Annotated in this window: 14 protein-coding genes; 10 read left to right on the forward strand and 4 right to left on the reverse strand. The window is 73.0% G+C overall.

The genetic code is table 11. The features are described 5' to 3' along the window. Positions 1 to 258: 258 nt before the first annotated feature. Positions 259 to 1,125 carry an oxidoreductase gene (locus IE332_RS38670; RefSeq protein ID WP_189926146.1) on the forward strand — a complete coding sequence of 289 codons (867 nt, stop codon included), beginning with the start codon at positions 259 to 261 and terminating at the stop codon, positions 1,123 to 1,125. A 136-nt stretch (positions 1,126 to 1,261) separates the two neighbouring features. Further along, positions 1,262 to 1,723, forward strand: coding sequence for a GNAT family N-acetyltransferase (locus tag IE332_RS38675; RefSeq protein ID WP_189926148.1), 462 nt, complete (start codon positions 1,262 to 1,264; stop codon positions 1,721 to 1,723). Positions 1,724 to 1,748: 25 nt separating this feature from the next. Here IE332_RS38675 and IE332_RS38680 read toward each other — a convergent pair whose 3' ends face one another. Continuing rightward, positions 1,749 to 2,345, reverse strand: a complete 597-nt coding sequence (locus IE332_RS38680; protein ID WP_189926150.1) for an NAD(P)H-dependent oxidoreductase — start codon at positions 2,343 to 2,345, stop codon at positions 1,749 to 1,751. A gap of 70 nt (positions 2,346 to 2,415) precedes the next feature. Here IE332_RS38680 and IE332_RS38685 point away from each other — a divergent pair, with 70 nt between their 5' ends. After that, positions 2,416 to 3,093, forward strand: coding sequence for a class I SAM-dependent methyltransferase (locus IE332_RS38685; protein ID WP_189926151.1), 678 nt, complete (start codon positions 2,416 to 2,418; stop codon positions 3,091 to 3,093). Here the strand turns inward: IE332_RS38685 and IE332_RS38690 are convergent. Beyond that, complete coding sequence (locus IE332_RS38690) at positions 3,090 to 3,476, reverse strand: MerR family transcriptional regulator (RefSeq protein ID WP_189926226.1); 387 nt, start codon at positions 3,474 to 3,476, stop codon at positions 3,090 to 3,092. The genes IE332_RS38685 and IE332_RS38690 overlap by 4 nt on opposite strands. A 112-nt stretch (positions 3,477 to 3,588) precedes the next feature. On the opposite strand from IE332_RS38690, the gene IE332_RS38695 reads away from it, so the two are divergent. From IE332_RS38695 to IE332_RS38710, 4 genes are all read left to right on the forward strand, one after another. Continuing rightward, a complete protein-coding gene (locus tag IE332_RS38695; protein WP_189926153.1) occupies positions 3,589 to 4,710 on the forward strand; it encodes an alkene reductase in 1,122 nt (373 codons plus the stop codon). A gap of 71 nt (positions 4,711 to 4,781) precedes the next feature. Next, positions 4,782 to 5,276: a peptidylprolyl isomerase gene (locus IE332_RS38700; RefSeq protein WP_189926155.1), complete on the forward strand. Its 495-nt coding sequence runs from the start codon at positions 4,782 to 4,784 to the stop codon at positions 5,274 to 5,276. Between the two features lie 143 nt (positions 5,277 to 5,419). Beyond that, positions 5,420 to 6,295, forward strand: coding sequence for an arylamine N-acetyltransferase family protein (locus tag IE332_RS38705; protein ID WP_229929268.1), 876 nt, complete (start codon positions 5,420 to 5,422; stop codon positions 6,293 to 6,295). A 142-nt stretch (positions 6,296 to 6,437) separates the two neighbouring features. Next, positions 6,438 to 7,073, forward strand: a complete 636-nt coding sequence (locus IE332_RS38710; protein WP_189926158.1) for a hypothetical protein — start codon at positions 6,438 to 6,440, stop codon at positions 7,071 to 7,073. Here IE332_RS38710 and IE332_RS38715 read toward each other — a convergent pair. Continuing rightward, the gene (locus tag IE332_RS38715; protein ID WP_189926160.1) at positions 7,055 to 7,582 is read right to left on the reverse strand and encodes an LbetaH domain-containing protein; all 528 of its coding nucleotides are present in this window, start codon (positions 7,580 to 7,582) and stop codon (positions 7,055 to 7,057) included. The genes IE332_RS38710 and IE332_RS38715 overlap by 19 nt on opposite strands. A gap of 38 nt (positions 7,583 to 7,620) precedes the next feature. Then, positions 7,621 to 8,964, reverse strand: coding sequence for an LCP family protein (locus IE332_RS38720; RefSeq protein ID WP_189926162.1), 1,344 nt, complete (start codon positions 8,962 to 8,964; stop codon positions 7,621 to 7,623). Positions 8,965 to 9,401: 437 nt separating this feature from the next. On the opposite strand from IE332_RS38720, the gene ssuE reads away from it, so the two are divergent. The 3 genes from ssuE (at position 9,402) to IE332_RS38735 (ending at position 13,678) form a co-directional block, all read left to right on the forward strand. Then, entirely contained in the window at positions 9,402 to 9,959 is a 558-nt protein-coding gene (ssuE, locus tag IE332_RS38725) for an NADPH-dependent FMN reductase (protein WP_189926164.1), read from the forward strand. 364 nt (positions 9,960 to 10,323) lie between these two features. Continuing rightward, entirely contained in the window at positions 10,324 to 11,091 is a 768-nt protein-coding gene (locus IE332_RS38730; RefSeq protein WP_189926230.1) for an ABC transporter ATP-binding protein, read from the forward strand. A 16-nt stretch (positions 11,092 to 11,107) separates the two neighbouring features. After that, the gene (locus tag IE332_RS38735) at positions 11,108 to 13,678 is read left to right on the forward strand and encodes an ABC transporter permease (RefSeq protein WP_189926232.1); all 2,571 of its coding nucleotides are present in this window, start codon (positions 11,108 to 11,110) and stop codon (positions 13,676 to 13,678) included. Positions 13,679 to 13,691 lie beyond the last annotated feature (13 nt).

A 13,691-nucleotide genomic window follows, 5' to 3' on the forward strand; every position in this document is an offset into this window, starting at 1 on the left:
CAGATCTACGAGGGCACCAACCAGGTCCAGCGGATCGTGATGGCCCGCAACCTCCCGTAACCTCCCGTAACCAGAGCCCGTCGCACCTGAACGGTCCGGCGCACGGCCCCCGACCGCCCGTCCGCGGTCGGGGGCCGTTCGCGTTCCGGCGAGTTGTCGTCCGGCGTCGAACCGTCCTGGACGGATCCAGCTGCCCGATGTCATAAATGATCGTCAACTCACGTACGGCGTAACGACGATCGCGGGAGATTACGGATCATGGGCAACACCCCCGAGCAGCACCCCGCCGGCAAGGTCTGGCTGATCACCGGCGCCAACTCCGGCTTCGGCCAGGCGATCGCCGAGGCCGCCCTGGCGGCCGGCGACACCGTCGTCGCGGCCGCCAGGCGCCCCGAGGCGCTGGCGGAGCTGGCCGCCGCGCACCCGGAGCGGCTGGTCCCGGTCCGGCTGGACGTCACCGACCCGGAGCGGATCCCCGCCGTCGTCACGGAGGCCGTCGAGCGCCACGGGCGGATCGACGTCCTGGTGAACAACGCCGGACGCGGCCTGATCGGCGCGGTCGAGGAGTACACCGACCGCGAACTGCGGGACCTGATGGAACTGCACTTCTTCGGCCCGGCCGCGCTCACCCGCGCGGTGCTGCCGCACATGCGGGCCCAGGGCTCGGGCGCGGTGGTGCAGATGAGCAGCATGGGCGGTCGCTTCTCGTTCCCGGGCGTCGGGGCCTACTCGGCCACCAAGTTCGCCCTGGAGGGGCTGTCCGAGGCGCTGGCCCAGGAGGTCGCCGGGTTCGGGATCAAGGTGCTGGTCGTCGAGCCGGGCGCGTTCCGGACGGGCTTCGCGGGCGGCGGCGCGCTCGCCCACGCCGCTCCGATCGCCGCCTACGACGCGGTGGTCGGCCCGGTCCGCAACGGCCTGCCGGACTCCGACGGCAAGCAGCCCGGCGACCCGGTGAAGGCGGCCGCGGCGATCCTGGCCGCCCTGGACGCCGAGCACACCCCGCTGCGGCTCGCGCTCGGCAGCGACGCCGTGGACGGCGTCCTCGGCGTCCTGGACGGGGCGCGGCAGGAGGCCGAGGCCTGGGCGGCGGTCGGCCGCGCCACGGACTTCCCCGCGGGGGAGTGAGCCGCCGGCGCCTCCCGGTGAGCCCCTGACGCCTTCGCGGTGGGTCCCCGGGGGCTCCGCGGCGCCTCCGCGCAGACCTCCTGACGAGGGGAAATGCAGGTGACGGCGGGCAGCCCCGCTCCTTAGGCTGCCCGCCATGTCCTCCACGCTCAGCCTGGCCGTCATCACCCCCGACACCATCGACGCCGCCCTCGCCCTGCGGGTGCGCCCCGACCAGGAGGGCCTGGTCGCGCCGGTGGTGAAGTCGCTGGCCGAGGCCTACGCGTACGGGGAGACCGCCTGGCCCCGGCTGATCCTGGACGACGGGCGGCCGGTGGGCTTCGTGATGGCCTTCTTCGACGTCCGCTTCCAGCAGCCCGACGACCGGCCCCGCTCCGGCCTGTGGCGCCTGCTGGTCGACGCCGACGCGCAGCGCGGCGGCTACGGCCGCTTCGCCGTCGAGCAGGTGTGCGCCGAGATCCGCCGCCGCGGCGGCACCCGCGCCACCGTCACCTACGTGCCCGGCCCCGAGGGTCCGGCGGAGTTCTACGCCCGCCTGGGCTTCCGCCCGACCGGCGAGCTGAGCGGCGACCAGGCGGTGGCGGAGCTGGACCTCTGACGCCCTCGGCACCCGCCGGCCCGGCTCAGCCGAGCAGCGCCGCCGCCTGTTCGCGCGCCTGCCGCAGCCACTCGGCGCGGAGGCCGGCGGGCGAGTCGGAGACGGTGCGGAACACCGTCCGCCGTACGTCGGTGACGCCGACGTACGGCAGCACGCAGGCCGCCCAGATCCGCTCCAGCGGGTCGCCGAACTCGTCGCGCTCGCGCTCCTCGGGCGTGTCCGAGGTGTTGAGCACCAGGGCCCGCCCGGCCCGCAGCAGCCCGGCCGGTTCGCCGTCGGCGGTGCCGAGCTTGTAGGCGACGCCGGGGGCCAGCACCCGCTGCGCCCAGCCGGCCAGGACGGCGGGCGGCATGCCCCACCAGTTGGGGTGGATCAGGACCAGCGCGTCCAGGCCGGCCACTTCGGCGCGGTGCGCGGCCAGCAGGGGGTCGGCGGACGGGGCCGCCGGGTCCACCGTTCCGGTCTCCTCGGCGGTCAGCAGCGGCCCGAAGCCCTCCGCGTAGAGGTCGTGGGCCCGCACCGCGCAGCCGCGCCCCCGTAGTTCGTCCACCACGGCCTCGTACAGCGCGTGGTTGAAGCTGCCCGGTCGCGGATGCGCCAGGTAGACCCCGATGGTGCCCATCTTCCGTCCCCCTCAGGCTGGTTGGCCAAGGCGATGCTACGTCCAGGGGTGGCGGGTAGGGTGCCGGTCCATGACCGAGCCGGACTTCCTCGCCACGACCAGGGCGTTCTACGACGCCATCGCCACCGAGTACGCCGACCGCTTCCGGGACGCGATGGACACCATGCCGGTGGACCGGGCGGTGCTGGCGCTCTTCGCCGACCTGGTCCGCGCGGAGCGCCCGGACCCCAGGACGGCCGAACTCGGCTGCGGCCCGGGCCGGGTGACGGACCACCTGCACCGGCTCGGCCTGGACGTCCGCGGGATCGACCTCTCGCCGCGGATGGTCGAGCTGGCCAGGGCGGCCTACCCGGAGGTGCCGTTCGAGGTCGGCTCGCTGTTCGACCTGCCCTTCCGGGACGGCGAGTTGACCGGCGCGGTGGCCTGGTACTCGATCATCCACACCCCGGCGGAGCGCCTCCCGGAGGTGTTCGCCGAGTTCGCCCGGGTGCTGGCCCCCGGCGGGCGGCTGCTGGTCGCCTTCCAGGTCGGCGACGAGCCGCTGCGCCTGGAGGAGCCCTTCGGCCACCCGGTGTCGCTGGACTTCCGCCGGCTGCGGCCGGAGCGCGTCGAGGAGCTGGTCCGCGGGGCGGGCCTGCTGATGACCTCCCGTACGGTCCGCGAGCCGGACGAGGGGGAGCGGGTCCCGCAGGCCTATCTGCTGGCCCGCAAGCCGACCACCCACGGCCAGGCGGGCCAGGCCGGCTAAGCGGCCTCGGCGGACGGCTGCGCAGGCTCCCCGGAGGCGGTCAGGATCACCTCGTCCAGCACGGCGCGCGAGCGCAGCAGGTCGGTGATCATCCGGTCGATCCGCGCGCGCTCCGAGGTCAGCTCCTCGACCAGCTGGGGGGTGGCGCTCTCGCTGGGGCCGCCGTCGGAGTCCCGCATGCAGGGGAGGATCTTGTAGATGGTGCGGCTGTTCAGTCCGGCGGCGTAGAGCTCCTGGATGTGCACGACGCGGTCGACCGCCATCTCCGGGTACTCGCGGTGGCCGCCGTCGGTGCGGCGGGCCACCAGCAGGCCCTGCTGCTCGTAGTAGCGCAACGAGCGCTCGCTCACGCCCGTCCGCCGGGCCAGTTCGCCGATCCGCATGCCGTCCACCCCGTCGTCGACCCCGTCGTCCGCTTCGCGCCCCCCGGCCGTGCAGAGTCGAGCCGTGCGGGGCCTTGAACCTGACATCGATGTTAGCTTCTACGGTTCCGGCATGACGACGAACACGGAAACCGCCGGCCTCTTCCAGCCCGCCGAGATCGGCCCGCTGCACCTTCCCAACCGCCTGGTGATGGCCCCGATGACCCGCACCCGGGCCGGCGCCGACGGTGTTCCGCGGCCGATCATGGCCGAGTACTACGCGCAGCGTGCCGGGGCCGGGCTGATCGTCGCCGAGGCCGCCACCCCGAACCGGGTCGGCCAGACGTACGCCAACATCCCGGCCGTCCACGCCCCCGAGCACGTGGCCGGCTGGCGCACCGTGACCGGGGCGGTCGCCGAGGCCGGCGGCCGGATGTTCCTGCAGCTCCAGCACGGCGGCCGGATCGGCCACCCGGAGAACAGCGGGCTGCACCCGGTCGCGCCCTCGCCGATCGCGTTCCCGGAGCCCGTCCACACCCCGGGCGGGCCCCGGGAGGCCGTCGTCCCGAGGGAGCTCACCGCGGCGGAGATCCGGCAGACGGTGGCCGACTTCGCGGCGGCCGCCCGCAACGCCGTCGAGGCGGGCTTCGCCGGGGTCGAGGTGCACGGCGCCAACGGCTACCTGCTGCACCAGTTCCTCGCCCGGAACACCAACCGGCGCACCGACGCGTACGGCGGCCCGGTGGCGAACCGGATCCGCTTCGTGGTGGAGGTGGTCCGGGCGGTGGCGGCGGAGATCGGCCCGGAGCGGGTCGGTCTGCGGGTCTCGCCCGGCTTCACCGGCCAGGGCATGGACGAGAGGGACACCGCGGAGATCTACCGCGCGCTCATCGGCGAGCTCGCCGGCGACGGCCTCGGCTACCTGCACGTGGTCTTCGCCGACCCGGAGGACGCCGTCTTCCGGGAGCTGCGCGAGACCTGGCCGGGCACCCTGATCGCCAACCCGGTGCTGGGCTGGGGCGGGCCGCTGCCCGAGGACGGCGGCCGGGCCGCGGCCGAGCGGCTGCTGGCGGCGGGCGCGGACCTGATCTCCTTCGGCCGCGGCTTCCTCGCCAATCCGGACCTGGTGGAGCGCCTGCGCACCGGCGCTCCGCTCAATCCGGTCCGCGACGGGCTGATGTACCGCGGCGACGCCGAGGGGTACACCGACTACCCCGCGCTGAACGGTCCGGTGGCCGGTCTGGTGGCCGGATAACACGGTGCCCCGCACCCGCTCCCGCCCGGGGGTACCGAGCGGGAGCGGACCGCTCGTGCCATGATCCCTGCATGAGTTCCAACGTTTTCTTCGACATCACCATCAACGACGAGCCGGCCGGCCGCATCGTCTTCAAGCTGTTCGACGAGGTCGTCCCGAAGACGGCCCAGAACTTCCGCGAGCTGGCCACCGGCCAGAACGGCTTCGGCTACGAGGGCTCCGGCTTCCACCGCGTGATCCCGTCCTTCATGCTGCAGGGCGGTGACTTCACCAACCACAACGGCACCGGCGGCAAGAGCATCTACGGCGCGAAGTTCGAGGACGAGAACTTCAAGCTGAAGCACGACCGCCCGGGCCTGCTCTCCATGGCCAACGCGGGCAAGAACACCAACGGCTCGCAGTTCTTCATCACCACCATCGTGACCGACTGGCTGGACGGCAAGCACGTCGTCTTCGGCGAGGTCGTCGAGGGCCTGGACCTGGTGAAGAAGATCGAGTCGCTCGGCTCGCAGAGCGGCCGCACCTCGGCCGTCATCAAGATCGCCAAGTCCGGCGTGGTCGAGTAATCACCGTCATTCCTGACACGCGTACCGCCCCGGAAGAAGTCGGCTCCGCCGGCTTCCCACTCCGGGGCGGTGGCATGTCCGCTGAGAGGTCCTAAGCCCAAGGACCGATGGCCGGGCGCCCCCGCTCCGGCTGGAATGGGCGGATGGATCACGACGAGGCGATGGATCGCGACGAGGCGATGGATCGCGACAAGGCGTACGAGGGCCTGACGCCCGCCGAGCGGACGGCGTACCTGGCCCACATCGACGTGCCGGACCCGGGCGAGCCGTCGGCCCCGGCGCTGGCCCGGCTGCAGCACGCCCACCTCCGGGCCGTCCCCTTCGAGAACCTGAGCATCCACCTCGGCGAGCCGGTCGTGCTGGACCCGGCGGCCCTGGTGGCCAAGCTGGTGGACCGCCGGCGCGGCGGGTTCTGCTACGAACTGAACGGCGCCTTCGCCGAGTTGCTGCGCTCCCTGGGCTACCGGGTGAGCCTGCTGAGCGGCCGGGTCTTCGACGGGGAGCGCCCCGGGCCGCCGTTCGACCACCTCGCGCTGCGGGTCGACCTGGACGAGCCCTGGCTGGTCGACGTCGGCTTCGGCCGGTTCAGCCGGCTCCCGCTGCGCCTGGACGAGCGCGGTCCGCAGTCCGACCCGCACGGCACGTTCACCGTCCGCCCGTACGGCGCCCACGGCGACCTGGACGTCCTGATGGACGGCGCCCCGCAGTACCGCCTCGACCCACGGCCGTACCCGCTCGCCGACTTCGGGCCGACCTGCTGGTGGCAGAGCACCTCGCCGGAGTCGCACTTCACCCGCTCGACCACCTGCTCCGTGCTCACCGGGGACGGCGGCCGGACCACGCTCAGCGGCACCCGGCTGATCCGCACCGCGCCCGACGGCACCCGCACCGAGCGGACGCTCACCGGCCCGGAGGCGCTCGCTGCCTACCGGGAGCACTTCGGCATCACGCTCGACCGGCTGCCCGAGCGTGTGCCAGACCGGCTGCCCGGCCGGGCCGAGGCCGGCGGGGCAGGGTAGCCGGGCCCGCGATCGTTCGGGCCGGAACCGGGCAATCACTCCGGCCGGTGGAGCCGCCGCCCTACGCTCCCCTCGGACGCGGGCCGCACCGGGGCCGCCCCCGGCGCGGCCGAACCCGACTTCCCGGCAAGGTGGTTCACCGATGATCGAGCAGGGCGCCGACGACGGCGAGGTGACGTACGAGCAGGTGACGGTGGTCTCCCTGACCTCCTGCGAACCGGTCTCGGGCCGGCCGTCTCCGGGCCGGCCGTCCGCCGACCGGCCGGCCCTGGGCGGGCCGGCCCCGGTCGGCCCGGCGCGGTTCGCGGTCCGGGTCGTCCGCGAGGCCATGACCGTCAAGCGGGTGGCGGGCTACTGGGTGCGCTGGGACGAGTGCCGGGACGAGGAGGTCCGCCACCACGCGCGCTGGGTCGCCGACGAGGAGTACGTCCGGCCGGACTCCGGCAGCCTGGACGGCACGCTCGCCGTGACGGTCGCCGCCTACTGGACGGACGGGGCGCGGGTCTTCTCCCGCCGCCCGAGCACGGAGACGGCGGTGGTCTTCCGGCCCGGCGAGACCGAGCACGAGCTGGTCCTGGAGCAGGCCGCGCCGCACCGCCCGGCCGCGCTGTCGGTGCAGCTGGCGCACGCCCGCTGGCTGGGCGGGGACGGGCAGCCGATCCACTACGGCTACTCGGGTGCCACCGAGGCCGAGGGCGGCGAGGGGGAGTGGCTGGTCCGCCACCCGGAGTGCGGCACCGGCCTGCTGCCGTACGCCGGTCAGGCCGAGGCGGGATAGTCCGAGGCAGGATGGTCCGGGGCGGCGGGACAGTCCGAGGCGGGATGAGTCGGAACCGGTGACGGCACCCAGCCGCCCGCCCGTACGCCCACCTTGCGCGCCGGCACGCCGGCCCAGACCTCCCCGGGCCCGGTCGAGCGGGTGAGCACGGCGTTGGCCCCGACGACCGTCCCGGCGCCCACCGTCAGCACGCCGTCCTTGCACACCACCTTGGCGCCCGCGCACAGCACCGCGCCGTCCTCGACGACCACCCGCCGCATCGCGCTGCGCTCCTGCGGCACCCACGGGTCGGCCCGGCCGATGGTGACGCCGTTGTAGAGCGTCACGTCGGCGCCGAGCGTCGTGTACGGGTGCAGCACGGTGCCGAAGCCGCGGTGGAAGACGGTGAGTCCGGGCCCGATCTCGCAGGCGGCCGGCACCTCCATGCCGTAGAACGCGAGCGCCTCCTGGACCAGGCGGCCCAGGAGGCGGTGGCGACGGCGGTAGATCAGTGCGGTGACGAGTGACATCCACTCATTGTGGTGCTGTCGTCACTGGAAGTGACCGATCACTTGAACTCGGGCACGGCGGTGTCGTTCTTGAAGGCGTCGAAGACCTGCTTGGACTTGTTGGCGTCCCACTGCACCGCGGACTCGCCGGTCTTGGTCCGGAAGTCCGGGTTGCCGATCGGCACGGTCATGCTCTTGCCGCTGCCGCCGTTGACGTCCTTCATGGCGAGGAACATCGAGCCGAGGTCGGTGAGGCCGCAGTCGTCGTCGACGATCAGGGTGCCGAGCGCGGAGTCGACCAGCGGGTAGAAGGTGAACGGGTTGAGCAGGTTGCCCGGGGAGGCGGCCTGGTGGGCGAGGGCGCCGAGGAACTTCTGCTGGTTGCGCATCCGGCCGAGGTCCTGGTCGGCCATCTGGTGGCGCTGGCGGACGAAGGCCAGGGCCTGCTTGCCGGTGAGGGTCTGGTCGCCGGCCTGGAGGTCGAGGCCGGAGTCCTTGTCCTTGACCGGCTGGTCGATCTTCATCTCGACGCCGCCGATCGAGTCGACGATGCCGACGAAGCCGGCGAAGCCGATCTCGGCGTAGTGGTCGATGCGGATGCCGGTGTTCAGCTCGACGGTCTGGACGAGCAGGCGTCCGCCGCCCGCGCCGAAGGCCGAGTTGATCTTCGCGGTGGTGCCCTTGACCGGCTTGCCGTTGCCGCCCTGGTGCTCGGGGATCGGCACCCAGGAGTCGCGCGGGATGCTCATCAGGGTGTTCCCGCTGTCCCCGACGTGCAGGATCATCATCGAGTCGCTGCGCTTGCCCTCGGTGTCGTGCCCGGTGTGCAGGTCGTCCTGCTCGGAGTCACTCAAGCCCTGGCGGCTGTCGGAGCCGACGATCAGCCAGTTGGTGCCCTTGCCCGCGGCCGGGCGGCCCGGGTAGTCGGCGAGCACGTTCTCGTGGTTGAGCTTGGAGTCCGCCCAGAACCAGGTGGAGACCGAGGTCACCATGACGGCGATCAGCAGGCCGAAGACCGACCACTTGACGATCCGTCGACGCGGCCAGCGCGTGGGACGGGCGTCGGCCGGCCGGGTACTGCCGGGGCCGCCGGGACCGGGGCCGCCCGGGCCACCCGGACCGCCGGGACCACCAGGCCCACCGGGCCCGCCCGGACGTCCGGGACCGGCCGGGCCGCCGGGGCGGACACCGGGGTGGCCGGCGGGCGCGCCGGCCCCCTGCTGGGGGACGCCGCCGAGCCGGGACGGTCCCGGCGGCTGCTCCGGCGGCCGCGGCGCGGACGCCCCGGGCCCGCGCGGGTTCAGCGACGCGGGCAGCGGCGGCTCGGCCGCCGCGCCGCCTCCGCCGTTGCCGCCGTACGGGTTCCCGCCGCCCCCCGGGCGGCCCTCCTGCCACGTGTTCATGCCGTCGAGGATGCCCGACCCCGCTCGGGCTGACTCCCCCCGGGGGGCTCCGCGGGCCTCTTGTAGCCGTTTTGATGCACGTACCGGATCGTTCCGCCGCAACGTCCGGACACCCGGCGTTCCAGAGGCTGAAACGTTTCTTGACCGGCTCGAACGCCGCGTGTTTGCATTCGAGGCATGGATCAGCGTTGGGCACTCACGCGTCGGCGGCACGTCGACCTGCGGCGCGGTGTGGCCTGTTCGCTCTGTCGCGGCTGACGCGCGCCCGCAGATTCCCGCCGGTCCGCACGTCCACGGACACCGTCCACACGTAGACGGACCTCGTCCGAACGTCCACGGACGTGGCGCCCCCGGTACCGGACCCCACTCCGGTGACCCCACCGCAGCGCCTCCCCCCGCTGCGCAGCGCCGCCCCGCTCCCAGCCAGAGGTGAACCCATGGCCGTCGTCCTGTCCGTTTCCGGCTCCCCGTCCGCCACCTCCCGCACCACCCGCCTGCTGCGCCACGTCGACGCGCGGCTGGCGGACCGCGGCCACCACGTCGTCCCCTTCGAGGCGCGTTCACTGCCCGCGCACGCGCTGCTGTCGGGCGACTTCGACCACCCGGAGATCGTCGCCGTCACCGAGCTGTTCGCCCGCGCGGACGGCGTCGTCATCGGCACCCCCGTCTACAAGGCCGCCTACTCGGGCCTGCTGAAGGCCCTGCTGGACGTGCTCCCGCAGTACGCGCTCGCGGGCAAGACCGTCCTGCCGCTGGCCACCGGCGGCTCGCCCGCCCACGTCCTCGCGGTGGACTACGCGCTGCGCCCGGTGCTCAGCTCGATGGGCGCCGGCCACATCACCCAGGGCTGGTTCGTGCTCGACCGTCACATCACCGCCCGGGAGGACGGCTCGACCCTGCTGGAGCGCGAGACCGAGACCCTGCTGACCCCGGTCGTCGAGGGCTTCGCCACGGCGCTGGAGCGGCTGCCCACCGCGGCGCTGACCGGCTGCTGACCGGCTGCTGACCGGCGGCGCCACCGCCCTCGCGGCCCGTACGGGGCGTCCCCGAGACGGGCCGCGAGGACCCCTAGGGGGCGGCGCGCCGCACCCCGTAGAACCTTGGTTGAACCGCTTCATTCCGTCGGATGACGAGCGGCCCGCCGTCGACTCCTAACGTGGTTCACACATCCCCACCCGCCAGGAAGCGGCCCGATCAGGTCGGGTCCGGTGGCCAGGTCCACCGGGAGGGTGGAGACAACTCCCGGTCGAGGACTACCGCTTGCGCCATGTCGCGAAAGCGGGCGGGCCCGTGAGGCTGGGGGCCGACGGGTGAGCGCATCTTCCATAGGAGACTCCAGTGACGACGGCAACAGCAGCCGTGTACGACCCCCAGCTTCCCGGCGGAGCCTCCGCCGTCGCCGCCTCGGCCCGTCAGGTCACCAAGGCGTACGGTTCGGGCGAGACCAAGGTCACCGCGCTCGACGCGGTGGACGTCGACATCCAGCGCGGCCGGTTCACCGCGATCATGGGCCCCTCGGGCTCCGGCAAGTCCACCCTGATGCACTGCCTGGCCGGGCTCGACACGGTCAGCGGCGGACGGATCTGGATCGGCGACACCGAGATCACCGGCCTCAAGGACAAGCAGCTGACCAGACTGCGCCGCGACAAGATCGGCTTCATCTTCCAGGCGTTCAACCTGCTGCCGACGCTGAACGCGCTGGAGAACATCACGCTGCCGATGGACATCGCGGGCCGCAAGCCCGACCAGGCCTGGCTGGACCAGGTGGTGGAGACCGTCGGCCTGGCCGGCCGGCTCAAGCACCGCCCGACCCAGCTCTCCGGCGGCCAGCAGCAGCGCGTCGCGGTGGCCCGGGCGCTGGCCGCCCGCCCCGAGATCATCTTCGGCGACGAGCCCACCGGGAACCTGGACTCCCGGGCCGGCGCCGAGGTGCTGACCTTCCTGCGCCGCTCGGTGGACGAGCTGGGCCAGACCATGGTGATGGTCACCCACGACCCGGTCGCCGCCGGCTACGCGGACCGCGTGCTCTTCCTCGCCGACGGCCTGATCGTCGACGAGATGCACGCGCCCACCGCCGACTCCGTCCTCGAACGCATGCGCCGTTTCGACGGCAAGCGCACCAGCTGAGCGACGGGACGACACGATCATGCTGCTCAAGACCTCACTGCGGAGCTTCTTCGCCCACAAGGGCCGGATGGCGCTCTCGCTCATCGCCGTCGTGCTGTCGGTGGCCTTCGTCTCCGGCACCCTGGTGTTCTCCAACACCGCCACCAGCACCTTCGACAAGCTCTTCGCCGCGACCGCCTCCGACGTCGCCGTCCAGCCGCCCAAACCGGCCGAGGACGAGGAGCAGCAGGCCGCCGTCAGGCCGCCGACCGTCCCGGTCGCGGTGGCCGGCCAGGTCGCCTCGGTGCCCGGCGTGAAGCAGGCCGTCGGCCAGGTCATGGTCCAGAACGCCACCCTGGTCAACCCGGCCACCAACAAGCTGGTCGGCCCGACCAGCGGCGCGCCCACCATGCTCGGCAACTGGACCGAGACCCCGCGCACCCCGGTCACCATCACCTCCGGCCACGCGCCGCAGGGCGCCGGCGAGCTGGTGCTGGACGCGGACACCGCGAAGAAGGCCAAGCTCGGCCTCGGCGACAAGGTCCGGGTCGAGAACTCCGGCGGCAAGCACGACTTCACCATCGCCGGCATCGCCACCTTCACCACCACCAACCCGGGCGCGGCCCTCGGCTTCCTGGACACCCCGACCGCCCAGCAGGTGCTGCTCGGCGAAGCGGCCTACACCTCCGTCGAGGCCTTCGGCGACGGCAGCCGCGGCAACGACCAGCTGAAGGCCGACACGGTGGCCAAGGTCGGCGGCGGCTACCAGGTCAAGACCGCGGCCGAGCAGAAGGAGGAGAACACCAAGCAGATCGGCAGCGGCCTCGACTTCATGAAGTACGCGATGCTCGGCTTCGCGTTCGTCTCGGCGATCGTCGGCGGCTTCCTGATCATCAACACCTTCTCGATGCTGGTCGCCCAGCGCACCCGGGAGATCGGCCTGCTGCGCGCCATCGGCGGCAGCCGCCGGCAGGTCAACCGCTCGGTGCTGGTCGAGGCGCTGATCCTGGGCGTGCTCGGCTCGACCCTCGGGGTCGCGGCCGGCCTGGGCGTCGCGGTCGGCCTGATCAAGCTGATGAACGCGATCGGGATGGACCTCAAGGCCGCCGACCTGCAGATCGGGCCGGACGTGTTCGTCGCCGGCTACGCGCTCGGCATCGTGGTCACCCTGGTCGCGGCCTGGGTCCCGGCCCGCCGGGCGAGCCGGATCTCGCCGATGGCCGCCCTGCGCGACCACGGCACCCCGGCCGAGGCCAAGGCCAACCTGGTCCGTACGGTCGTGGGCCTGCTGCTGACGGCGGGCGGCGGCGCCCTGCTGGTGCTCGGCGGGCAGTCGGAGAAGGCGGCCACCGGCGGCCAGTACCTGGGCCTGGGCGTGGTGCTCACCCTGGTCGGCTTCGTGGTGCTCGGCCCGCTGCTGGCCTCGGCCGTCGTCCGGGTGCTCGGCGCGGTGCTGCCGGCGGTGTTCGGCCCGTCCGGCAAGCTCGCCCAGCGCAACGCGATGCGCAACCCGCGCCGTACCGGTGCCACCGCCGCCGCGCTGATGATCGGCCTGGCGCTGGTGATCGCCTCCTCGGTGTTCAGCTCCTCGGCGGTCACCTCGGCCAGCGCGCAGATCGACAAGTCGGTGGGCGTGGACTACATCGTCCAGGGCGGCCGCACCGAGGTGACCCCGGAGATGCTGGACATCGTGCGCCGGACCCCGGGCATCGACCACGTCACCACCCAGAAGTTCTTCCCCGCGAAGCTCGGGCTGCCGGACGGCCAGTCGGCGAAGAACCAGCTGACCGCCGTGCCGCCGGCCTTCTTCGGCAGCGACTTCCACCCGAGCCTCGACTCCGGCACGGCGGCGTCGATCGAGCAGGGCTCGCTCGGGATCGGCGCGGTCTTCGCCAAGGACCACAACCTCAAGGTCGGCGACCGGGTGACCGTCGACTACGGCAGGGGCCGCACCCAGACCCTGCCGGTCGGCGCGGTCTTCGCCAAGGGGGAGCTGTTCGGTGACGGCTCGTTCGTCGCCATGGACACCATGGCCCAGGTCGTCCCGGCCGCCGAGCAGCCGCCGGTGTGGACCTTCTTCGCCAAGGCCTCGGCCGGCACCGACGTCGCCAGGACGCTGACCGCCCTGCAGGACGGGCTCAAGGAGTACCCGCAGCTGGTCGTCAAGGACCAGGCCGGCTACAAGGAGCTGGTGCAGTCCCAGATCAACACCCTGCTCTACCTGATCTACGGGCTGGTCGCGCTGTCGATCACGGTCGCGGTGCTCGGCGTGGTCAACACCCTGGCGCTGTCGGTGGTCGAGCGGACCCGGGAGATCGGTCTGCTGCGGGCGATCGGGCTGTCCCGCCGCCAGCTGCGCCGGATGATCCGGCTGGAGTCCGTGGTGATCGCGGTGTTCGGCGCGGTCCTCGGCTCGGGGCTGGGCCTCGCCTGGGGCGTCACCGTCCAGCGGGTCCTGCGGGACCAGGGCCTCGGGACGCTGTCCGTCCCGACCGTCACGATCGCCGTCACGCTGGTCTCCTCGGTGGTGATCGGCCTGGTCGCGGCCCTCGTCCCGGCCTTCCGGGCCGGCCGGATGAACGTCCTCTCCGCCATCGCGACGGACTGACCGACGACGGACC

The organism is Kitasatospora xanthocidica (genome assembly GCF_014656195.1).
Taxonomy (GTDB): Bacteria; Actinomycetota; Actinomycetes; order Streptomycetales; family Streptomycetaceae; genus Kitasatospora; species Kitasatospora xanthocidica.

Bases quoted from the DNA above. Each gene is read 5' to 3' on its own strand.
- IE332_RS38675 (WP_189926148.1), top strand. From the start codon at position 1,262: ATGTCCTCCACGCTCAGCCTGGCCGTCATCACCCCCGACACCATCGAC.
- IE332_RS38710 (WP_189926158.1), top strand. From the start codon at position 6,438: ATGATCGAGCAGGGCGCCGACGACGGCGAGGTGACGTACGAGCAGGTG.
- IE332_RS38720 (WP_189926162.1), bottom strand. From the start codon at position 8,964: ATGAACACGTGGCAGGAGGGCCGCCCGGGGGGCGGCGGGAACCCGTAC.
- IE332_RS38705 (WP_229929268.1), top strand. From the start codon at position 5,420: ATGGATCACGACGAGGCGATGGATCGCGACGAGGCGATGGATCGCGAC.
- IE332_RS38680 (WP_189926150.1), bottom strand. From the start codon at position 2,345: ATGGGCACCATCGGGGTCTACCTGGCGCATCCGCGACCGGGCAGCTTC.
- IE332_RS38695 (WP_189926153.1), top strand. From the start codon at position 3,589: ATGACGACGAACACGGAAACCGCCGGCCTCTTCCAGCCCGCCGAGATC.
- IE332_RS38670 (WP_189926146.1), top strand. From the start codon at position 259: ATGGGCAACACCCCCGAGCAGCACCCCGCCGGCAAGGTCTGGCTGATC.
- ssuE (WP_189926164.1), top strand. From the start codon at position 9,402: ATGGCCGTCGTCCTGTCCGTTTCCGGCTCCCCGTCCGCCACCTCCCGC.
- IE332_RS38690 (WP_189926226.1), bottom strand. From the start codon at position 3,476: ATGCGGATCGGCGAACTGGCCCGGCGGACGGGCGTGAGCGAGCGCTCG.
- IE332_RS38700 (WP_189926155.1), top strand. From the start codon at position 4,782: ATGAGTTCCAACGTTTTCTTCGACATCACCATCAACGACGAGCCGGCC.
- IE332_RS38685 (WP_189926151.1), top strand. From the start codon at position 2,416: ATGACCGAGCCGGACTTCCTCGCCACGACCAGGGCGTTCTACGACGCC.
- IE332_RS38715 (WP_189926160.1), bottom strand. From the start codon at position 7,582: ATGTCACTCGTCACCGCACTGATCTACCGCCGTCGCCACCGCCTCCTG.